This is a genomic window from Tindallia texcoconensis, assembly GCF_055383815.1.
Genome location: NZ_AP042431.1, coordinates 1,228,494 through 1,249,832, shown reverse-complemented (window position 1 = coordinate 1,249,832; position 21,339 = coordinate 1,228,494). Strand labels below are relative to the sequence as shown.

The window sequence follows — 21,339 nt, the reverse complement described above, 5'->3', positions numbered from 1 at the left end:
GAGGATGTAGTGCAGGGATATAAAATCTAGAAAAATTTTATGACCAATATTTGCCAGTCATTCCAGAAGGAACTTTTATGGTGAGATATGAAAGCTAAGGGTGTAACAACCTATCATCAAATTGCTGGTAAAATAAGACTCCATTCATAAAGCCAGTGTTTGTGGTAAGGAAAGGGATTCTTCCAGCCACCGCAAAAGTTACGGGCTGTTGTGGATTTCTGTCCCACATGGCTCGCTGTTTCTCTAGGGGGTCGTGAAATCCACACCCACTGATGAGCAGAACCACTACAAGTAACACCAACCACTTTTGTAGCCATTTACTTTTCATGACATACATAACCTCCTTATCTAACGGTTGATTTTGGTTGTCCATAACAAATCTGCATGTCATGGTTCGCAATGCTTTTTATGTGTATGCCTTGATAATTTTCCTTTAGGCATTGCTGCTGGCTTTGGATATCCGTAGCGCGGATCCATTGGCAGTTTTTCCATTGTAATGGGGTGGCGTCGAGTTCCGCAGGGGTTCCTTTTCTGAGAATCAAGCGAACCATAGAGGAATGGCATTCTTTAAGGCCAACCACCTTCATTCCCCAGCTCATCATATTGAGTAGGCTTTTTCTGTTATAAGGAGAGATGGCCGTTAATAAAATAAATTCACCTGCTGGTAGGTCTAAGAATTCAATGGACTTTTCGGTTAAAAGCTGCTGAAGATGATTGCCTCGATAAAAAGGATGCACGTTGGTTCCTTCCAGTTGAATAACCCGTAGAAGTTGGTTTGTAGACAGAGATAGATGATGGCCCAAATTTTCCTGATCTACTCCAGGCCAAGTGGTTACCCGAAAGGCTACTAATTTTTCTTTATCATAAAGCCCTAATACAAAGCCCCTTTGCTGGTGTAGGTAGTCTTTCATTTCCTGACGTGTATAGGGGAAGTATAAAGATAAATCAGGAAGAGTATTCAGCACCAATGTATGCAGGGTTAAAACGGCTTCCAGTTCTTTTATCCCCAAGACTTTTAAATAAGCAAATCGGCCAATTCTCTTTAATGGATGGTGGCATATAATCGACCGCGACTTTTTGATAAATGGATTTTTCAGGGCATGTTTTTCTTCGGGCATGGAGATCCCTCCTAATACAATAGAATTTTAAGGTAGATCTTGACCTGAAGCCATTTGTCGAAGGGTTAGTTGGGTGATTGTAAACAACGCTTCTTGTCTGCCTTCTGGTGTATAAACAGAAGGGGATCGATGCCCCCAGGCTTCCAACTGTTGGGCGGCTTGATGGATACAGGCCATTACTTCCCTGAAGTCTTCTGTGGACAAGGATACATCCTTTAGGTAGTGTTTCATTCGGCCACCTTCTTCGTAAGTCAGATGCTCTCCTATGCCCCAAAACTGGAGGAGCCACTGGGGGTTGAATACGCCTAAGGCAGCTACAATCCCTCTGTAATCAGCTACGAATTCATCCAACAGATGATTTTTAGCGGAACCCAATAATCGGAGTGTTTCGTAATGGGTGCCCTCATGGGCCAACCGTATGATATTGGAATAGGCTAACCATTGTCTTGAGGCAAGTCCCATTTTTTTTGCTGGAACAGCGCTATAAGGGGCCTTGGTAATCAACAAAAATACATCTCGGTAAAGTGCGGGCTCAGCTTTTAATTGGTTAAAATCAAAGGCATCGCCTTTTTCCTTCTTGTAGACTTCGACCCTATCCCAATTATTATAGCCTTTGATCATGCAGGCTCCCATGGAGGCGGGAATGGGGGTAGGTTCATTTCTGTGAGCCATAGCCTGAACCAGCTGAACAAAATCAGATCGTTCTGGGATTTCTAATACGGGTAGATTTCCGGCTAAAGTGGGATAAAACAAGAGACGAATGGATTCTGGCCTCTTGAGGGGCAAACCCGTGGCTTCAGGTACGAACATAGGGTTGGCTCCTTTTTTGGTAACAGCTTGATATCCACTGGTCTGACTAATCCCTTTGGAAATGGGGAAATAGAGTTGGCGAAGGGGTTTTTTCAATGCCACTAAGATCCCTTGGTCAGCGGCTATTTTTTGATATCTACGCCAATCCTCTAGAAAAGCTTCATCCGCTAATGAAATACCAGATATAGGTGTGGCCAAAGGGACTTTCCAATGGTTGGTATCGAGTAACCATGTCATATCCTTGTTCATTGAATATCACCTGGCATTTCTTTAGGCTGGCTTTTGATCATGAGGAAATAGGCTGCCGCAAGGATTACGGCACCAATACCAACCAGACCAATTCCTTGTTGATTACCAGCAGTAATGGCGGTTCCAATTAATACGGGACCAAGCATTTGTCCTATTTTTTTTACATTGCTGTAGTAGCCTAAAGCCAATCCTTTGCCTAATCGTCGGGTAGATTCTAACCCTAATAAATACTTGGTCTGTGCTACGAGAGCAAAACTGTCTGCGATGCCTAGTAAAAATGCAGCCGCAAAAGCAGCTAGTAGATTTCCCCATACAGCAAAGATAATCATAGCGGCGGCTGTATTCAAGGCACCCATGGTCACTAGGGTTTCTACCTGAAGGCGTTTGCCAAGGACTCGTGTAATAACAGGTCCTAGGTAGATGATGCTCAGGCCATTAATCAGAAAAGCACGTCCAACATTGGCTACAGGAACATTTAAGTCTTGGGTTAACAAGGGGAAAAAGTAATCTAGAAACATCATACAAATACCAGCGGGTAAAAGAATGCCGATGAAAAACAGAAAGACTTTGGAGTCGGCCAGAAATTGTTTTGAAGTAATAGGTTGTTGGGAACTATAGGTGGAACCTTTGTTTTTTGATAAGTTGCCTTCCTTTTCTTCAACACGTTGCTGATGCTTCTGGGTGAAAAAGAGAACATATACACCTGCCAAAGCAATGATCAGGACGGTAATAAAAAATACCCCTCGATAGGAAATTCGATCTGCCAGCATGGCACCAATAACAACGCCACAGTTCATGCCAGAGTAGATGCCTGCGTTGAGAGAGGCATAACCCCCATCCTTATCGGCAACATGATGCAACACAAAGCCCCGCATAGACATAAGTGTTAATCCATAACCAGCTCCTGTAATGCCTCGGACTAGGATAAACACCAAAGGATTTCCAGTGAGGCCAGATAGAAAGGTACCTGTTCCTAGTACTAAAATGCCGGTAAAGAAAGTCTTTCTCCAGCCGATTTCTTCAATGAATTTTCCAGCCATGAGGGTGGACAATGCCCCTAGTAAAAAGTTGACGGAGACAGGAAGACCAAAAACAACATTCTCAGAAAGTCCCATAACGGGTCGATAAATGGACTTCATCAAGATGGGGATGAAGGAAGAAGACATAAAGATGGCAGTGCAAACGATAAAAGCCATAATCCGAATGATAATTGTTTCCATGACTGGCTGAGAAGAAGGCTCTAAAGGAGATTCTTCTAGCAATGGTGATTCTTCCTGCATAGGCAGGTCTTTCTTGATTTTACGGCTTAAATACAGTAACAAGAAAAACGTAAGCTCTACCATAAAGAAAGTAGAGGTAGCCAGAACCGTTAGGGTATCTAACAACAGTTCTCGCAAACGATCCCTCAAGTAATCTTGAGAAATAGATACTTGAAGAGAGCGGGGATGGTCCACTTGTTGGTTGTCACTGGGAAGTGGTAGGCTATAGGCCGATTCTTCTGTGGTTTTAAGAGGCGTACCAGCCTCTTCGATGTTCATGCCATAAAGAACTTGATCATTCTGGATGATTTGAATGCTGTCTATTTCCGGCAAAGAATTGGCAATATTTCCTAGATACTGTTCCATTTCATAGAATTGATCGTAGGAAACACCTTTATCCAAGACTCTTTGAATATCGGATTCGATAATTGAAGCTACGGAGGAGGTGCTTTCTCTGGTTTGTTCTAGGTAAGCATCTCGGAACAGTTGATAGTTAAGAAACCCATAAATAATCTGAGCGGAACCGATGACTAGGAGCATCATCCATAATAAGGTTTTGCGGTTAATCTCTCCATCTTCAGAAATGGGAGATTTTCTGCTGTTAAAGAAAATAAGTGCTAAGGTGGAAATGGCTGCCATTAACAATAAATAACGTACCTGTTCAAATAAATAGGGACGGACGTTATCCGAAACTACGCTTCTTGGGAAGGAAAGACCGATGCTTCCAATCCATTGGTGATGGGCGTCCACTACTGGAAGAAACTGATGGTAAGTATCATTCTCAAGTAAATAGTGGTAGGCTTGTGCTGGTATTTCCTCAAAATATATCTGTCCTTGCAATTCTTCTGAAAGGAGATTTTCCGAGGGATGGAGGGCATAAAGAGATTCGCCTTCAACAGAAAAAACTTGTACCTGTTGGATGCCAGTAAGCTGGTCTGTTATTTCAGCTAAAAATTCTTCGATGCCATGAAAATTATCCAAGGGCTTTCCATATTTGACGGCAAACTCTATTTTACGAACGGTTTCGCCTGCAACAACAGACTGGCTATTCATGAGAGAGGTCCTATACTGGTCTTGAAAAGAGCTAATGTTCAAGAGGCCGGTAAAAGCCAGAACGCCAATAATTAAAAGTAAAGAAGCAACGATAAATGTTTGTTTCATTTTTGAGAGGTTCATGAGCACCATCCTTATCTGGTCAACATTTTTTTAATCAATGTGGTGATACAGCTCATCCGCTATGAGAAGAATTTCAAAAGGTGGATTGTAACCGGTTCGATCAGCGGCTTCCATGTTCAGGACAATACTGGGGGTATCGCCATAAACTTGGGATAAATTTCTGGGTTGTTCTCCATTAAGCACTCGACCAATCTGGTCTGCACCAAACCTTCCGACGCCAATAAAATCCGCACGATAGAGGCTTAAAAGAGCTCCATGACGAACTTCCGAGGCTCCCATTTGAGAAAAAACAGGGATGCCAGCATCGTAAAATGGTCGCAACAAAGATGAAAGTTGGTTGTTATCTCTGGTCCCTGCGGTTAGATAAAAAGCATCTACTTCTGTAGCTAACTCTTGGTAGGCCTGTAATAGCTGGTGATGATACCGAAGTCTATCTTCATCGCCAGAAGCTTCGTTTACGGTTCGAGTAACTAGCTGGAAACCTAGGTCTTTTTGGAGAGCTTCCAAATCTTCGAGGGCCGCATAGACTCTTCCTTCTAAAGAGTCTTCGTAGACAATCCCTAGTTTTTCAAAGTGAAAAATATCATGAAAGACACCAATTTGTCGCTGGTAACGTGTAGCATCCATATGAGCCCAAATATGGTCTTGGCCAGAATCGTAGGCGGAGTCAATAATGCCTGCTTGAACGGCATTACTGGTGGAAAAAATCAGCGTGGGAATTTCATGAGTAGCCTGGGATAACAGTCGACCTGGAGTGGTGCCAGTGGCAATAAAAAGATCAATATCTTGCACTTCTTCGATTCGGAGCAGTAAATCTTCAGTGATTTCCTCTTCCACTAAAGAATAATGAGCATCTTGGACAAAAGTCAGGTAAGGAGCTTGATTATGTTCTTCTAGCCATTGCCACATGACGAGGCTGTCTTCCTGTCCATCAGAAAAAGGGATCTGATCCAGTGGGACATCAATCCATCCTCTTTCATGAAGACCGACGAGGAGCCCCTGGAAAGTTCCGGCAAAATTCACAAATGGATCTGTTTCTACAAAGGCGATCCGCCATGGCTCTCCTTGAAATGACTCAGGTGGAGAAGGGCTAATGCTGGATTCGGGAGGAGTTGTATTTGCCAAGACATACAAGCCACTGCCTAAAATAAAAAAAATCATTAGCATGGATAAAAGTACTTTGTTTTTTTTCACAGAATCACTCCATTTCGGTTCCCGTTGACCGCCAAAGGGACAAGGGTTATTTAGTAAGAGAAAATAAGATCTCTGAGAGAGAGAGTTCACAAAAGCTATTCCAAATCACTGTATCTCCATTTTCAACATGGACATCTTTAAAGATGTCCAAAACCCTAAGATCGCAAAATCGAATGCTGTTTAGTCTGTTTTTCATGCTGTAAATAATTTTATGATTATTATCCAGTAAAATTTCGATGGCGTGATCATCCTTGGGTCTGACATCAACGATCTTGGACATGGAGCTTTCTCCTCTCCCACTCTTTGTTCGATGAAACAGTCCGGACAATAAAAAAAGTTTGCCCGCCATAAGCGTAGCAAACTTTCAAAATTCAGACAATTATCGCATGGGATACATTTTAGATCAAATCTAATTCTGAAGCTTTTCGAACGGCAGAAGAGCGTCCGTTGACCCCTAGTTTTTTGTAGATGGAAGTGACGTGTTTGCGAACCGTTACTTCAGCCAAATAAAGATTATGTGCAATGAACTTGTTGGTATGGCCGAGACAGATATGTGCCAAAATTTCCAGTTCTCGCTGGGTTAGTTCTTTTGGCCTGTTGAGATGAATAGGAGCAGCGTTTGTCAAACTTCCGTACTGAAGACTTTTGGATAATAAGGCTTGAGCATAGTCCTCTAAACTGGCATGGATGGACCCTAGGGCAAAATGATGCTCCAACAAAACAACTAATTCCTTGCCGTACTCCATAAGAGATAAAAAGATGCCGTCTTGAGAAGCTAGAGAAAGACATTGGTGGAGCGGTTCTTTTCCAACAAGGGTTCCATAGAGATATGTCTGAGAAATAGCCTGCATCAGATACCCATGAATATAGCCAAGGATGAATTCAAAAGGTTTACAGGCTTCCAATAGTTCTTCTGCATTGATTTCCAGATCCAGATATTTCTTTTGTGCTAAAAGATACTTCCCGTGAACAATGTAGTAAAAGCTGGGTCCCTCAAAGGACATGCTGTTGTTTTTTAGATTATCTTCTTGAACCCAGATGGGCAATAAATCCAGTTGATTTGACTGATAGCTGATATAAGCAGCAGATAATTCATAGGTGGAAAGAAGGATTGGATTATTAGTCTCTTTTCCCAGGGCCTGCATGTTCTTTAGGGGTTGCGTTGATTCATCATGCTTCCCTTGGGCTTTAAGCACTCGTATATGGGTAAAGGATGCATTGAGCATGACATCCTTTTGAGATTCTGTGGCTGCTTTATAATAGGCTTTTTCCGCCAAGAGAGCCGCCTTGTCAAAATCTCCTTTTTCTGCTAAATACTCTGCAAAAATCAAATCGTCTAGGCCTTTGCCGCATCCGTGGGCTAATTTGCTATAAGTTGAAAAAGCTTCTTGGGCCAGTTTCATGGTAGTGGCCAGCTGTCCTGGATGTTTATGATACAAGTAGAGGCTGATGGAGCATCCCAGGGTGACAATTTTATCCTTGTTTGCGATGACCGACCCAGAGGCAAGAAAGGTTTCAGCCTCCTGAATTTTTTTTGCCATAGCCCCAATGTCGTTAAAAAGGGTGTAGGCATGAATCAGGTGTAGTTCCCCTTGCAGTTGGCGCTTCAAGGAAGGGTCCAAGTCTTGATGATTCTGGAAGTAGATGTCAGCTTGCACCAGCAACTTCCTTCCCTCTTGAGGATCGATATTTGTGATGAAAAAACCAATATACGTGAGATAAGCCATGGGAAATTTCTGAAGTTTGTTAAGGGGAATATTTTGAAAAAGCATTTTGATGAAATGACTGTTATTATGTAGGATTTTATTAATCGACGGCTTTGAAAATTCCTGAAGGATCCGGTCATAGTCACCGCCTTTCAGAAGATATTTAAGGCCTGTGATAGGCATTCCTTCTTGTAAGTACCAACACCCACAGCGAAGAAAAATGGTGCGTAGGACAGTTGTAGAATTTGATTTTTCAAAATAGCCCTGCAAATAAGCGGCTAAAAGTTTATGAATTCGATAAAAGTTATCTTTTTCGTGATACTGAACAAAGGTTATCTGATGACTAATGGCCTGGAGTAAGTCTTCAGCATTGGGATTTTTGGAGATGAATACGGCTTGTTTTGGAGAGATGGTATCAAACAAACTACATACTTGTAGGAGCTCCAGTTCTTCAGGGGTACAGCTGGATAGTACAGAGGATTCGATTAGTCGGAAAATATTCATGCCTGCATTAATTTCATTGGTTTTAAGGTAATGTTGTAGCATTAGATAAAGTGCGGAAATCCAGCCTTCAGAGAGAGAATAAGCGAGTTCTAGTTCTTTGGGAGTTAAAGAAACATGGTGGAAAGCAAAATAAGATGCAATTTCATCGGCATTCAATTCAAAGCAATGTGGCTCAATGCAATAACAGAAATCTTTTAGGAGTAGTTCTTCAAGGTCGAAACTAGGAAGCGTTCGACTGAGAAGAAGAATATGAAAATTTTCAATATCTGCCCGTACAATTTGTTGTACCAGAAGATCTAATTCAGCCATGGAAGCATAGTGGTAGTCATCAAACACTAGGATGGTAGGGATATCATAAGAGTGCCTTCCAATGACATGGACAATCTGCTCACGCTGGGCAGGATCTGAAGGAAATCCTACTTGGCTGAAAATAACACTTAGTTCTGGAACTGTTTTACGAAGTTGAAATACCAGTGAATCCCACAAAGTGCCAAGAGACATTTCATTTTGACCAATAGAAAGCCATACATAGGTATGTTCATTTTCCTCAAGAAAAGCACGAGAAGCCATGGTCTTGCCATAACCCATTCCTGCTATAGCCATGGTCAGAGGGTAAAGACAGATATTTCCGAATTCTTTCCATAGGTTTGGACGTTGAAAGACGGGTTGATTCATAAAGCTCCCTCCAATAGTGTGTTAATTACAATGATTATACCATAAAATAGGCTTTCATCCCACGATTGAAACCGTGGGCTTTTCGCCCTAATACTGTAAGCATGGTTTTTACATGGGATTTTCAGGATGGGTAAATGAAAATCTACTGGATCATATTCTAGAAAAAAAGTTGACAAAACAATAATTGTCTGATAGGATCCAAATTGACATATAAACAAAGTAATTCGTTAGGTGAGGCTCCTGAATGAACACAGGCTGCTGCCCAAAAATGTCCAGAGACGCCAATGGGTAGAACAGGCAAGATCGGATTAAGGTCTGCTTAAGGTAGCTGATTTCTCTAAGAAATCTACGTCATTCAGTGCTAAAACTCAGACGAGGAGTTATGATCATGAAGTGTTTTTCTGTATATCAGAAAAAGCATGGTTTTTTCTGTGCCTTCGACGACTCCTCCGGGGGTCGTTTTTGTTTTTGATAAGAAAACTACAGGAATCCTTTTGGCCAGGCTGCTTTATCAGAGAAGATTTTTGGGAATGCAGGTGTCCAGAAGGGAGAAAATACAAGAAAGAGGTGTTTGAGATGCTTTTGATGGACTTTACCCTAAGACTTTTTGTAGCTTTATTATTAGGAACCATGATTGGTGCAGAAAGGCAATGGAGACAGCGGATGTCAAGTTTGCGAACCAATGCCTTGGTATCCGTAGGAGCCGCTTTGTTTGTCTTGTTATCGGTGATGGTAGAGCAGGAAGCTAGCCCAACCAGGATCGCTGCATCCGTTGTTTCAGGAATTGGCTTCTTGGGTGGAGGTGTTATTCTAAGGGATGGGCTAAACATAAGGGGGCTTAATACAGCAGCCACTCTTTGGTGCTCTGCTGCCGTAGGAGTTTTAGCAGGCAGTGGATACCTTATAGGCTCTTTGATAGGAACCCTAATGATTTTACTTGCTAATATAGGCCTTCGATTTCTACAGAGAACCATTTCACGGGAACAAATGAACCAAGAAGAACTAGAGCTGCCATATCGCCTTCGAATCATATGCCATACCCAGGACGAGGGACATATCCGGTCAGTTCTCTTAAATCTAATCAGCGATTCTCCTTTATTGATGACGTCTCTTCAGAGTGAAGATGGTGAATTTGCCGGAAAAATTGAAGTGAATGCAGATTTATTGGCCACCCAAGGCCAGCGAAGCTTAATGGAAAAGATCGTTAGTCAGATGAGTTTGGAAGAATCCGTAACCTTGATTAGCTGGAAAGTCATGACTGAATAAAACAAAGTAAAATGCATGGAAAATTGAGTGAAAGGTGGTGGTGTTCATGGTTCCCTTATCAGAGGACCCAGATTCATATTTATGTTCATGGTGGAAGATGATCCTAAAAATCTATCAGAGGAGAGTGAAGAAGAATGAAAAACGTAATGGAAACCCTAAAGCTGATTCGGGAATATTTGGACACCCGAAACATGGAAAAACTCAAAGAGATGGTGAACTACCTGGATGCCTATGATCTGGCAGATATAATAGATGTAATGGATCCAGAAAAACAGGTGGTGGTATTTCGATTGCTGAACAAGGATAAAGCCTTGGAAGTATTTCAGAACTTGGAAGTCAGCGCACAGCAGCAGTTATTGAAAGCGTTTACGGATGATCGGACCACCGAACTTTTTCAGTCCTTGGAGCCAGATGATCGGGTCCAATTAATGGAAGAACTTCCAGCAGTAGTGGCTAAGAAACTGGTGTCTTTGTTAGCCGAAGAAGACCGAAAAATTACCATGGATCTGATGGGATATCCATCCGAAAGTGCTGGACGGATCATGACGCCTAAATACGTTCGGATCTCTAAAAACATGACCATCCAACAGGCTACGGAAAAAGTTCGTGAAGCTGGGAAAGAGCGAGAAAGAGAAACCATTGCAGATATCTATGTTACCGACGATACCCGTCGAATCCTAGGAGCCATCACCCTAAAGGACCTGATTATGGAACAGCCAGACAGGTTAATAAAAGAAGTGATGGATACAGATATCCGATGGGTTTCCACGGAGACGGATCAAGAAGAAGTAGCTCGAATGCTGCAGGATCGGGATCAGTTTTCGATTCCAGTCACGGATCGAGAAGAGCGATTAGTAGGTATTATTACCGTGGATGATGCCATGGATATTTTAGAAGAAGAAACGACAGAGGATATTTATAATAAAGCTGGTTTAATTGATATTGCCAGTACAGAATCGGATCGTAGTTCAAGATTGGTCAGCGGATCCATGTTAGAAGTATTTAAGGTGCGCGTTCCTTTTTTGATTGTTACCTTGATAGGAGGGCTTGTGGCCGGAGCCCTGATTGAAGGATTTGAAGATGCCCTAGAGGCCATTGTTGCAATTGCCTTCTTTGTGCCCGTGGTCATGGACATGGGGGGGAACGTAGGCACACAGTCATCAACCATTTTTTCTCGGGCCTTGGTGCTAGGTCAGATTGATATGAGCTCCTTTTTTAAACATTGGTTTCGAGAAGTACGTATTGGTCTTTCCATGGGCATTATGTTAGGAGGCCTTGCGGCATTCTTGGCAGGGATTTGGCAAGGCTGGGACCTAGGCGCTGTAGTAGGCGTTTCTCTGGCCGCCACCATGACCATTGCTACGGCTTTGGGTTTCTTGATCCCATACATTTTATACAAAGCTGGATTTGATCAGGCTGCAGGATCCGACCCCTTTATTACGACGATTAAAGATATTTCTGGACTACTTATTTATTTCTTTTTAGCATCTACCTTTTTGATGTAAAAAATTGGCTTCTATAAATAGGAATGAACCCATATAATTTCAGCTTTTTCTTTACCCGGATTCATCCAACCATGAGTCCGGGTAGATTCAAAGTTGATGGAATCCTTTTCATATAAAATATATTCCTTGGAGTCATCTAGAATCACCTGTAGCTGGCCAGACAACACGGTGATGTATTCATGGCCACTCTTGTGCCGATGCGGCCGTGGATCACCGCAATGAGGCTCCATCACAAAACGAACCACTTCAAAGGGCTGACTTTTTATGGTGGTTAGCATTTCTGCAGCCACGCCTTTCAAGGCAAAGGGAAGTTCCTGTCCATCCTTATACCTCACCACTTCACGTACCAGCTTATTTTCCTGGGCATCAAAAAAACGAATCGTACTTTCACCGTAGTAACGAGCAAGTCGGTCAAGGATTTCATAGGATACATTTACTTTTCCCTGTTCCACCCGGCTTAAATAAGAAGGTGAAATATCAACGGCCCCTGCTACTTCCTCCAGTGTAAGACCCGCTTCTTTTCGGAATTGCTTTAATCTTTCATGGTGATAAGGCGGATACCCTATTTCTGCCAGCTCGCCATCCTTTCTATGGTGTCGATCTTCCTGAGTCAACACTTCCTTAATAATCGAATGACTTAAATGTTTATCCTGAGAATACTCACGGATCCTTTTTAATAACTCCAAATCCTTAAAATCAAAGGCCCGGTAATTATTGTTTTTTCGCTTTGGTTTTATAAGACCATTACGTTCCCAGTTTCGAAGGGTGGATACAGAAACCTCTGTTAATTTAGCTGCTTCTTTAATGCTGAATAGTCTGTGGTTATTTTGCAATGGTTTATTTGTCATGTGGTATCATTCCATTTCTTAATAATTTCCCTTATTCCCTATTTCCTACACATATTATTGTATCATGCTTAAGCAGTAAGCAACAATAGAAAAAATGCATAACATTACTAAATGGATTGACGATGTTAAACAAAAATGCTACGCTTATATGAATCAATTCACAAAAAAAACTGGAGACTAGGAGGAAAAACAATGAGATCATTTGAAAGCACATTGGAATTTGCCAAAGGAATGGATGAAAAAGATCCCTTGAAATCCTATAAAGAACGGTTTTACATGGAGGAAGGCAGCATCTATATGGATGGTAACTCCTGCGGCCTTTGCTCAAAGGATGCAGAAAAATATTTATTCAAAGCACTGGAGGACTGGAAAAAGTATGGGATCCATCTCTGGAGCCATCCAGAGGCAAATTATTTTCTGTATCAGGACAGGTTGGCTGAGCTGATGGCACCACTGATTAACGCTAAGCCAGAAGAAGTAACCATCTGCACCAATACCACTATTAATATCCATAAAGCATTAGCTACCTTTTACCATCCTACGCCTCAGCGGCATAAAATCATTGTGGATGACCTTAACTTTCCCACGGATAAATATGCCGTGGATAGCCAAGTCAAACAAAAAGGTTATAACCCAGAAACATCCGTAAAAATAGTGAAAAGTCGGGACGGAAAACGGATCTTTGAAGAAGATATAATCCAAGCTATGACACAAGACGTTTCCTTGATCCTGCTGCCATCGGTGTTGTACCGCAGTTCCTACCTGGTGGATATGCAAAAAATCGCTGATGCTGCCAGAGAAAAAGGAATTGTAGTTGGTTTTGACTTAAGCCACTCCATAGGCAGTGTTCCCCATGATTTCCAAGCCCTGGACTGCGATTTTGCCCTTTGGTGCAATTATAAATATGTAAATGGCGGACCGGGAGCCATTGCAGGACTGTACATCAACGAAAAACATTTCAGTAAAGGACCTGGCCTGGCTGGTTGGCAAGGAAATAACAAAGAAACCCAGTTCGATCTGAAGCAAAGCTTTGAGCCAGCAAACTATGCTGGAGCCTGGCAAACCGGAACCCAGCCCATCCTCAGCATGGCACCCATGGAAGGCAGCCTTCGTATGTTTGAGGAGGCTGGTATCCACAACATTCGAAAAAAATCCCTGAAACTGACAGCCTACCTGATGTATTTGATTGATACCAAGCTGGAAAAGTACGGATTCTCCTATGGCAATCCAACAGAAGACCAGCGGCGGGGCGGTCATGTGGCCTTGGAGCATAGGGAGGCTATCCGCATCAACAAAGCCATGAAGGACAGAAAGATCATTCCGGATTTTCGATACCCCAACGTGATTCGACTGGCACCTGTAGCCTTTTATGTGTCCTTCGAAGATGTTTATCGAATGGTGGAGATCATTGAAGAAATTATGGAAAGTAAAGCCTATGAAGAATATGATGGAAGTAGGGGCACAGTAGCCTAGGATTGGTTGGGGGAGTCTATAACAGGCAAAGAAGGCAAAGTGGATAGCATTTTGATTTAGGAAGATACAAGACCTTTAATTTTATTAAATAATTTTAAGTGTTAAAATTATTTGTAATGCCTGTCGGAATATGGTATACTTTTGGAAACAATGACATTTTTTCTACAAACTTGTAGCAGACATTTTTTAAATGCTTGCCGGCAAGAGAGGAGGAAGAAGGCCGGAGGATAAAACCAAGAAAGACTACCCCAAACTAGAGAAAGTCAGGTGAAGAGTCGATGAACAAATATGTTGCAGAACCTTATAAGGTAAAAGTGGTGGAGCCTATTGCAGTAACCACATGGGAACAGAGACAAAAAGCAATTGAAGAAGCTGGATATAACACCTTTCTTCTTAAATCGAAGGATGTGTATATCGATTTACTAACGGATAGCGGCACAACGGCCATGAGTGATAACCAATGGGCAGGCATGAACCTAGGCGATGAAGCCTATGCCGGTTCGGAAAATTTTTACAATTTACTAAAAGCGGTAAAAGAAGTTTATGGATATGAATATGTGATCCCTACCCATCAAGGTAGAGGGGCAGAAAACCTTCTTTCCCAATTAACCATAAAGCCAGGAGATTATATTCCTGGAAACATGTATTTTACAACGACAAGAGCACATCAGGAACTAAATGGTGGAACCTTTAGAGATGTTATTATCGATGAAGCCCATGACTCGGATTCTGAATATCCATTTAAAGGAAATATATGCCTTGAAAAACTAGGTGCTTTAATTCATGAAGTGGGAGCAGATAAAATCCCCTATATTTGTATGGCAGTGACAGTAAATCTTGCAGGGGGCCAACCAGTATCCATGGAAAACTTAAAAGAGGTTTATACCATGGCTCATAAGCATGGAATTAAGGTGATGTTTGATGCGACTCGATGCGTTGAAAATGCCTATTTCATTAAAAAAAGGGAAGCTGGATATGAACATAAATCCATTGCAGATATTCTGAAGGAAATGATGTCCTATAGTGACGGTTGTACCATGTCTGGAAAAAAAGACTGTCTTGTGAACATCGGTGGATTTTTAGCAGTGAATGATGAAGAATTATATATAAGAGCAACGCAAATGGTGGTTATGTACGAAGGAATGCCTTCTTATGGGGGGTTAGCTGGACGAGATATGGAAGCCATGGCTCGAGGAATTTATGAGGCGATCGACTATCACTATATTCATCATAGAATTTCACAAGTCCAGTTTTTAGGAGATAAATTAATCGAAGCAGGAGTACCGGTAGTACGGCCTATTGGAGGACATGCGGTATTTTTAGACGCAAGGAAGTTCTTGCCCCATATAGAGCAGGAAAAATTTCCAGCACAAAGCTTAGCGGCAGAAATTTACTTGAAATCTGGAGTTAGAACCATGGAACGTGGCATTGTATCTGCAGGTAGAGATAAAGAGGGCAATCATCACAAACCAGCCCTTGAGCTTGTTAGACTAACCATTCCAAGAAGGGTATATAGCTACGCACACTTAGAAGTGGTGGCAGACGCCATTATTGACCTTTATCAGGAACGCGAGAAAATAAAGGGGTTAGAATTTGTGTATGAATCACCGGTATTACGATTTTTCACCGCTCGATTCAAGCATCTATCTTAGGGAGAATCACATAGAATCAGCTATCCCTAGGGCATTGGTACTATTTCCCTAGGGAGAAAAAATAAGATGAGCTCCTTAAGAGTAGAGAGGTTAAGAAGCAAGCCTGAGTCTGTGTTTAGAGACTCAGGCTTTTTTCTGAAAATGTTTACAGAGGTTGGAGGAATATGATTTATGAAAAATTACAGGGGTATCAATAAAAAATAGAATCCGTGTAGGGAACAGGAGGAAGAGGGAAGAGGGAAGAAGGAGGTGGGAGGATGGACATATATGCAGCCCGTCAGCCAATTTTTACAAAACTAGAAGAAGTTTTTGGGTATGAGTTGCTTCACCGTAAAACAGATGAAAATCGGTTTATGGGAACAGATCATACAGAAGCAACCGCAGAACTCATCAACAACACCTTTCTAAGCATTGGAATTCAAGAGTATGCGAGTAATAAACGTCTCTTTATTAATTTTCCAAGGGAACTACTGGTGAATAAAGTTCCGATGTTGCTGCCAAAAGAGCTGATTGTCATCGAAATTCTGGAAACCGTTGAGATAGATCATGAGCTGGTAGGAGCCTGTCGGGAATTAAAGGAAGCAGGATACCTTTTAGCACTGGATGATTTTGTGTTTCGGGAAGACTACAAAGAGCTGATCCCCCTAGTCAATATTATTAAGACGGAATATGGCAGTTACTCAGTCGATGAGCATCGACAACTGATACAACGGTATCCGAATAAAACCTTTCTGGTGGAGCGAGTGGAAACACGAGAAGAATTTCAACAGATGCTTGGATGTGGCTATGGTCTGTTTCAGGGCTTTTTTTTCTGCAAACCCATTATGATGATGGGAAAAGAAGTGCCATCTTTTAACCCTATCTTGCTGCAAGCCATCGATGAACTCAACCAAGAAGATCCTAGATATGATTTAATCTCTCAAAAAATTGAGAAGGATCTGTCCCTTACCTATAAATTTTTAAAATTAGCCAACACCATTCAGTTTGGCTCAAGATATCCTGTGGATACCGTGAAAGAGGCTATGGTTCGGATTGGGTTGGAAAGCATTAGAACATGGATTTATATTATCATGCTGCAGGATGTTAAATTTGGTCAAAATAGCGAGATGATTACCAACAGCCTTATCCGGGCTAAAATGATGGAAATCATTGCGGAGCATCAAAAGAAGAAAAAAAATCAATTCTTTTTGGCAGGCTTATTTTCTGAATTAGATGCCATTACAGGGAAGTCTTTTGAATCCATCGTCCAAGAACTCCCTCTTTCTTCACAAGTAGAAAATGCACTACTTGGAAAAGGTGGAGAAATCCTAGAGGTATTGACCTATGTCTTAGAGTTTGAAAAAGGCAAATGGATCAACCGAGAGGGTAGCGGGAGCCAAGCAGGGTATGATCTGAATGTAGCTTATATGTACCAGCAGTCTATTACTTGGACCAATCAGTTGTTGAATTTAGAATAAAAAAAGCGTCAGGGAGAGAAACTTACCCATGGCGCTTTTTTCGATACATATTAACAGAAAGAACAATGGTTAGAGCCGCTGCAATGAGGACGGCTATTAAAAGAGCCTCGACTCCTTGTTGGATGGCTCTTTCGTAGTTTTGTTCCAAGAGGGAAAGCATGGTGTAGTATACGCCGAAACCTGGAACTAAAGGAATGATACCTGGCACTAAATACAAAGTGGCAGGTTGTTTGTCTAGGACTGCGAAGACTTCACCTAAAACAGCAATTCCCAAAGAGGCAATGAGGGTAGAAATCACCACAGAGAGATCTAGTTGAACCATGGTATCGTAAATGGCCCAACCTACTCCACCACAGAGGCCTGCTTTGACAACGGAGGCTCTAGGAACATTAAAAAGCACAGCAAAACCAACAGAACACATAAACCCGTAAATAAAACTAAGCAAATAGGTCATGGGATCATCCTTTCTGCCAAACTCCAGAGCTGTAAAGAAGCACCTACTCCAAACGCAATGGAAACACCAATAATGATGGCTTCAGCCGCACGGGCTAAACCCGCAAGTAAATCCCCCAGAATAGAGTCTCGGATGGCATTGGTAATGGCTACTCCTGGCACCATCACCATAATAGCTCCGATAATGATTTTATCAATATCGATAAGAGTAGAAAAAGCAGAAAAAAAGCTGGCCATGGTGGCTAACAAAAAACCACCTAGGATATTAGCTAGAAAAACAGGCATTTTAGCCTTGCTTAAGCGGCTTAAAAACCAAGTAACAGCAAGACCTGTAAAAAAAGCAAACAAGGCCTCCCAGAGAGTAGCTTGAAAGAGCAAGGCAAAAAAACCACTGATAACACCGCCAAAAAAAGACCTAGTGCTTAGGGAATAGCTGGGACAGTGATCAATTTTTTTAAGTCGATCCATGGCGTCTTCAATTTCCAATTCATGATGGACAAAAGCCCTGGAGAATTCGTTGACCATGGCTACTTTATTTAAGTTGATACTTCTTTCTTGAATGCGTTTGATATAGGAAGTCATTTCTTTATCTGTATTTTTGGCATCAAGGCTTACGAAAATACCAGTAGGAATAACAAAGGTTTCCACATAAGAAAACCCTCTGGAATGACAGAGCCTGGTGATGGTGTCTTCAACTCGATACGTTTCGGCGCCGTTTTTCAGCATGATTTCTCCTGCATAGACAGCGATAATTAGAATATGTTTTTTCGCGTCCATGTACATTCGCTCCTTCTTTCTTATATTGTACAACCAGTGGGGGGGACTGGCAAGAGGTGAGCCTATTATCATAACTTTCTGAAGTGGATTAAGATTGTTTTTTATGAGAGTAACCGTAAAAGAAAAAGATTCACATTGATATTATTAATGAGAGAAGAAAAAATGATAAACAATCTTTATTGGAATACCAAAGGAGTTAAGTGGTACACTTAACGGTGGATTGATAAAACTCTATCTTTCCATATCTTTCCATAAGTAAAAAAGACTTAAAGGAGCTTTGAAATGAAAATAAGCATTGTATCTGGTTTCTTGGGTGCTGGAAAAACCACATTTTTGACAAAAATACTGCCTCTTGTGCAAGAAAAAGTAGGTATTATTGAAAATGAAGTTGGCGATGTCAGTATTGATGGATATGCATTTGAAAAAGACTTTCGCGTGACGGAGGTTTATGGTGGCTGTATTTGCTGTACCGTTGCGAAGGACCTGAAAAAGGCTGTTTTGTATCTAATGAAGGAAGAAAAAGTAGAACATATTTGGATAGAACCCTCTGGCATTGCTCATTTATCGGCTATTCTAAAAGCATTAAGCAGTATAGAAACACAATTAGAGATCGTTTTTGACTATCAGCCGGTGATTGTTTTAGTAGATGTCAAGGATTTTAATGATTACCATCAATCCATGGGAAGTTTTTATACCGATCAAATTCAACACGCTGATATCATTCTGCTAAGTCGGTTCTGCAAGGAAAAACCAGAAGAAATGGATCAAATCATCGGAAAGCTTCGCCAGCATAATCTAGAAGCCTTCATGCTTCAGGAAGAGTGGTTAACCATGGAAAATGACATGTTGGAAACCTTTCTAAGGGAAAATCAGCTAAGGACAAAGAAGACAGCTTCATCCCTGGACAGTGGGCAGGAAAACGTGGGTAGTTCAGATGCGTTGGAAAAAACCACTCTTAAAAAGGCAAAACCTTTTACTCAAGAAGATTTGCGAGTGTTGGAATCAAAATTCATTGAAAAGGAATGGGGGGAGGTATGTCGGGCCAAAGGCTACTTACCCACACCAGAGGGAAAAACCATCCATTTTAATTATACGCCACAACGATTTCATTGGGAAATGAGAGAAGCTGTTATTCCTCCAGCGGTTACGTTGATTGGCACCTCCTTGGAAAAAGAAGCCATTCATACCTATTTCCATGAGAAAAAAATCTATGATTTTCCCTGTCAAAACAATGATATGGCTGGCCTTCCAGAACCAGTCATCCATGAATTAAACCTTTCTTTTCCCCAGGCTTATCAGGAAAGTGAAACCATGATGCACATTGCTTTATCCGTGAAAAAATATACAGGAAGCCCTCACTGTGAACTTCCCTTTTGTCATACTGTGGAAGGAGAAGCCCTTGGGGCTAAAATAAATTATGGAGATCAAAGAATAGGGCCTCGCAGTGGGGAAGCCCTATGCCGAAGCGCAGAAGACCTGTTAGCTTTGTCGCCTATGAATTTTACTCAAGGGAGAATATCGGAACTGTTACAAGCTTGTAACAAGCTGGCAGAGCAAAGAGAGCAGGTTATTCTTTACCTGTCAGGACCCCTTACTATTCTGAATACCCTTATGGATGCCCGGGTTTTATTTAAAGAACTGAAACGCAAACCAGATCAGATGAAAGCTGTTTTCGATTTTGTAAGAGGAGAAACCCTTCGGCTGATCCAAGAAGCTCAGAAAAATGGTGTGACTCTTTTTAGCTACGGAGATTCCGTTGGCGGTGCCAATATTATTGGTCCTCACTTGGCAGAAAAAATAGCTACCCAATACACCTACCCATTGATGAAAACCATCGACACTCAAGTGTTATCAGAAAACTCAATGATGATTTTATGTCCTAAAACCGCCTATGCCTTAGTAGGCACTGGATATGCCCAGTGGGAAGATTTTTTCCTATCAGCACCAATGCATTACAGTGAAGGATGCTTGGAGGCCGTATCCAGTTTTAACTTTGTAGGTCAAATGTGTATTAAAAACAGATCTTTTTACTTAGAGAATAGAATCTTGAAAGGACTTCGTCTGGGATAGTGCATGATGGTAAAAATAAAGAGCAAAGCATGTGAGAAGGAAAAAGCGTAAAGAAAGGGGTTTTTGGATGCACAAAAATGATTCGATGACACCGAATGAACGATTAGCTGCTTTTATGACAGGTAAGCCAATGGATAGAAGTTTGGCTATTCCGGTAGTTTGCTCTATGTCAGGGCAGGCGATGGGAATCAGTCATAAAGAAAAACGGAGTTCAGCAGCAAAAGAAGCAGCAGCGCAAATTGCTTGTTACGAAAGGTTTGGAAATGATCTGGCCATTGTAGATTATGGACTTCACGGTGTTGGCATGGCCTTGGGAAGCAGAATGAATGATCCGGAAGATGACGTTCCAGCCATTACAAAGTATGCATTAGAGAATTTAGAGCAGGTAGACTCTTTGAGCATTAGTCAGTTGTCGTCGGTGCAGGACTTAAAGCTGGCAATGCACTTGGAGACGGTGAAAATACTTATTAAAGAGATTGGTCATGAAGTTCCTATAGGAGTATTGATATCTGGTCCTTTTACGGCGGCGGCTAGTCTTTATCCAATCGAAAAACTACTTCGTTCCACACGGAAATCACCAGAAAAGCTTCACCGATTGATCCATTTTTGCAACGAAGGTCTGAAGCAAATATATAAGGAATTTATTGAAGCTGGAGCTTTGATTCTTATGTGCGATCCAATTGCTTCGGGGACCATTTTGCACCGCCAGCAATATCTCGACTTCGTACGCCCTTATACGGTGGATTTAATCGAATCAATCCATGAAGCGGAAGGTATGGTTTGTTATCATATTTGTGGAGATACGACGACTATTATTGGTGATATGGCTAGTGCTGGATGTGACATGCTTAGTGTGGATAACCGGGTAGATCTTGAGCATACCAAAAAAGTGGCTGGTGAGATTCTACCAATTCTAGGCAATGTAGATCCGGTGGAAGTGATGCATCTTGGTTCACCAGAAGAGGTAGACCATGCTGTGAAGGTATGCTTTCAAAAAGCCTATGATGCTAAGTGCGGGTATATACTAGCCTCTGGTTGTGATTTGAATGGGAGTCTTCCGTTAGAAAATATTGATCAATTTATGGAATCTGCCCGTAAGTATGGAAAATGGCCTTTGAGTCCTGAGAACTTTCGATAATAGTTTAAG

The 21,339-nt window shown here is 41.7% G+C and carries 17 protein-coding genes and 1 riboswitch; of the genes, 7 read left to right on the top strand and 10 right to left on the bottom strand.

Going from position 1 to position 21,339, the window contains the following annotated elements; all coding sequences use genetic code 11:
* Positions 1 to 94: 94 nt before the first annotated feature.
* The 7 genes from ACZ47N_RS05745 to ACZ47N_RS05715 all read right to left on the bottom strand — a co-directional run bounded on the left by ACZ47N_RS05745 (position 95) and on the right by ACZ47N_RS05715 (position 8,691).
* Positions 95 to 328, bottom strand: a complete 234-nt coding sequence (locus ACZ47N_RS05745) for a hypothetical protein (protein ID WP_464888179.1) — start codon at positions 326 to 328, stop codon at positions 95 to 97.
* 16 nt (positions 329 to 344) lie between these two features.
* Positions 345 to 1,118 carry a hypothetical protein gene (locus ACZ47N_RS05740; RefSeq protein WP_464888178.1) on the bottom strand — a complete coding sequence of 258 codons (774 nt, stop codon included), beginning with the start codon at positions 1,116 to 1,118 and terminating at the stop codon, positions 345 to 347.
* A 27-nt stretch (positions 1,119 to 1,145) separates the two neighbouring features.
* Complete coding sequence (locus ACZ47N_RS05735) at positions 1,146 to 2,177, bottom strand: DUF7005 family protein (RefSeq protein WP_464888177.1); 1,032 nt, start codon at positions 2,175 to 2,177, stop codon at positions 1,146 to 1,148.
* Positions 2,174 to 4,612 carry an MFS transporter gene (locus tag ACZ47N_RS05730; protein ID WP_464888176.1) on the bottom strand — a complete coding sequence of 813 codons (2,439 nt, stop codon included), beginning with the start codon at positions 4,610 to 4,612 and terminating at the stop codon, positions 2,174 to 2,176. The genes ACZ47N_RS05735 and ACZ47N_RS05730 overlap by 4 nt, the downstream gene beginning before the upstream one ends.
* A 30-nt stretch (positions 4,613 to 4,642) precedes the next feature.
* On the bottom strand, positions 4,643 to 5,806 hold the full coding sequence (locus tag ACZ47N_RS05725) for an ABC transporter substrate-binding protein (RefSeq protein WP_464888175.1): 1,164 nt from the start codon (positions 5,804 to 5,806) through the stop codon (positions 4,643 to 4,645).
* 46 nt (positions 5,807 to 5,852) lie between these two features.
* On the bottom strand, positions 5,853 to 6,086 hold the full coding sequence (locus ACZ47N_RS05720) for a DUF2442 domain-containing protein (protein WP_464888174.1): 234 nt from the start codon (positions 6,084 to 6,086) through the stop codon (positions 5,853 to 5,855).
* A 118-nt stretch (positions 6,087 to 6,204) separates the two neighbouring features.
* Positions 6,205 to 8,691 (bottom strand): LuxR C-terminal-related transcriptional regulator, encoded by a 2,487-nt coding sequence (locus ACZ47N_RS05715; protein ID WP_464888173.1) that lies wholly within the window; start codon positions 8,689 to 8,691, stop codon positions 6,205 to 6,207.
* A 216-nt stretch (positions 8,692 to 8,907) separates the two neighbouring features.
* A riboswitch (M-box (ykoK) riboswitch) is annotated at positions 8,908 to 9,078 on the top strand.
* Between the two features lie 75 nt (positions 9,079 to 9,153).
* Here ACZ47N_RS05715 and ACZ47N_RS05710 point away from each other — a divergent pair.
* Positions 9,154 to 9,957 (top strand): MgtC/SapB family protein, encoded by an 804-nt coding sequence (locus ACZ47N_RS05710; RefSeq protein WP_464888172.1) that lies wholly within the window; start codon positions 9,154 to 9,156, stop codon positions 9,955 to 9,957.
* 134 nt (positions 9,958 to 10,091) lie between these two features.
* Entirely contained in the window at positions 10,092 to 11,462 is a 1,371-nt protein-coding gene (mgtE, locus tag ACZ47N_RS05705) for a magnesium transporter (protein WP_464888171.1), read from the top strand.
* 11 nt (positions 11,463 to 11,473) lie between these two features.
* Here the strand turns inward: mgtE and ACZ47N_RS05700 are convergent, their stop codons facing one another.
* On the bottom strand, positions 11,474 to 12,310 hold the full coding sequence (locus tag ACZ47N_RS05700) for a helix-turn-helix domain-containing protein (RefSeq protein ID WP_464888170.1): 837 nt from the start codon (positions 12,308 to 12,310) through the stop codon (positions 11,474 to 11,476).
* A gap of 192 nt (positions 12,311 to 12,502) precedes the next feature.
* Between ACZ47N_RS05700 and kynU the strand changes: the two genes are divergently transcribed.
* From kynU to ACZ47N_RS05685, 3 genes are all read left to right on the top strand, one after another.
* Positions 12,503 to 13,783: a kynureninase gene (kynU, locus tag ACZ47N_RS05695; RefSeq protein WP_464888169.1), complete on the top strand. Its 1,281-nt coding sequence runs from the start codon at positions 12,503 to 12,505 to the stop codon at positions 13,781 to 13,783.
* A 278-nt stretch (positions 13,784 to 14,061) separates the two neighbouring features.
* On the top strand, positions 14,062 to 15,435 hold the full coding sequence (locus ACZ47N_RS05690) for a tyrosine phenol-lyase (RefSeq protein ID WP_464888168.1): 1,374 nt from the start codon (positions 14,062 to 14,064) through the stop codon (positions 15,433 to 15,435).
* A gap of 257 nt (positions 15,436 to 15,692) precedes the next feature.
* Positions 15,693 to 16,892 (top strand): EAL and HDOD domain-containing protein, encoded by a 1,200-nt coding sequence (locus ACZ47N_RS05685; protein ID WP_464888167.1) that lies wholly within the window; start codon positions 15,693 to 15,695, stop codon positions 16,890 to 16,892.
* Between the two features lie 22 nt (positions 16,893 to 16,914).
* Here ACZ47N_RS05685 and ACZ47N_RS05680 read toward each other — a convergent pair whose 3' ends face one another.
* Positions 16,915 to 17,346, bottom strand: coding sequence for a threonine/serine exporter family protein (locus ACZ47N_RS05680; RefSeq protein ID WP_464888166.1), 432 nt, complete (start codon positions 17,344 to 17,346; stop codon positions 16,915 to 16,917).
* Positions 17,343 to 18,122, bottom strand: a complete 780-nt coding sequence (locus tag ACZ47N_RS05675) for a threonine/serine exporter family protein (protein WP_464888165.1) — start codon at positions 18,120 to 18,122, stop codon at positions 17,343 to 17,345. Before ACZ47N_RS05675 ends, ACZ47N_RS05680 begins: the two co-directional genes overlap by 4 nt.
* A gap of 282 nt (positions 18,123 to 18,404) precedes the next feature.
* Between ACZ47N_RS05675 and ACZ47N_RS05670 the strand changes: the two genes are divergently transcribed.
* Together ACZ47N_RS05670 and ACZ47N_RS05665 are read left to right on the top strand one after the other, a co-directional pair.
* Positions 18,405 to 20,192: a GTP-binding protein gene (locus tag ACZ47N_RS05670; RefSeq protein ID WP_464888164.1), complete on the top strand. Its 1,788-nt coding sequence runs from the start codon at positions 18,405 to 18,407 to the stop codon at positions 20,190 to 20,192.
* Between the two features lie 67 nt (positions 20,193 to 20,259).
* Positions 20,260 to 21,330 carry a uroporphyrinogen decarboxylase family protein gene (locus ACZ47N_RS05665; protein ID WP_464888163.1) on the top strand — a complete coding sequence of 357 codons (1,071 nt, stop codon included), beginning with the start codon at positions 20,260 to 20,262 and terminating at the stop codon, positions 21,328 to 21,330.
* Positions 21,331 to 21,339: the final 9 nt, after the last annotated feature.

Bases quoted from the DNA above. Each gene is read 5' to 3' on its own strand.
- ACZ47N_RS05730 (WP_464888176.1), bottom strand. From the start codon at position 4,612: ATGAACCTCTCAAAAATGAAACAAACATTTATCGTTGCTTCTTTACTT.
- ACZ47N_RS05670 (WP_464888164.1), top strand. From the start codon at position 18,405: ATGAAAATAAGCATTGTATCTGGTTTCTTGGGTGCTGGAAAAACCACA.
- kynU (WP_464888169.1), top strand. From the start codon at position 12,503: ATGAGATCATTTGAAAGCACATTGGAATTTGCCAAAGGAATGGATGAA.
- ACZ47N_RS05745 (WP_464888179.1), bottom strand. From the start codon at position 328: ATGAAAAGTAAATGGCTACAAAAGTGGTTGGTGTTACTTGTAGTGGTT.
- ACZ47N_RS05735 (WP_464888177.1), bottom strand. From the start codon at position 2,177: ATGAACAAGGATATGACATGGTTACTCGATACCAACCATTGGAAAGTC.
- ACZ47N_RS05720 (WP_464888174.1), bottom strand. From the start codon at position 6,086: ATGTCCAAGATCGTTGATGTCAGACCCAAGGATGATCACGCCATCGAA.
- ACZ47N_RS05675 (WP_464888165.1), bottom strand. From the start codon at position 18,122: ATGGACGCGAAAAAACATATTCTAATTATCGCTGTCTATGCAGGAGAA.
- ACZ47N_RS05715 (WP_464888173.1), bottom strand. From the start codon at position 8,691: ATGAATCAACCCGTCTTTCAACGTCCAAACCTATGGAAAGAATTCGGA.
- ACZ47N_RS05685 (WP_464888167.1), top strand. From the start codon at position 15,693: ATGGACATATATGCAGCCCGTCAGCCAATTTTTACAAAACTAGAAGAA.
- ACZ47N_RS05690 (WP_464888168.1), top strand. From the start codon at position 14,062: ATGAACAAATATGTTGCAGAACCTTATAAGGTAAAAGTGGTGGAGCCT.
- ACZ47N_RS05680 (WP_464888166.1), bottom strand. From the start codon at position 17,346: ATGACCTATTTGCTTAGTTTTATTTACGGGTTTATGTGTTCTGTTGGT.
- ACZ47N_RS05740 (WP_464888178.1), bottom strand. From the start codon at position 1,118: ATGCCCGAAGAAAAACATGCCCTGAAAAATCCATTTATCAAAAAGTCG.
- mgtE (WP_464888171.1), top strand. From the start codon at position 10,092: ATGAAAAACGTAATGGAAACCCTAAAGCTGATTCGGGAATATTTGGAC.
- ACZ47N_RS05665 (WP_464888163.1), top strand. From the start codon at position 20,260: ATGCACAAAAATGATTCGATGACACCGAATGAACGATTAGCTGCTTTT.
- ACZ47N_RS05700 (WP_464888170.1), bottom strand. From the start codon at position 12,310: ATGACAAATAAACCATTGCAAAATAACCACAGACTATTCAGCATTAAA.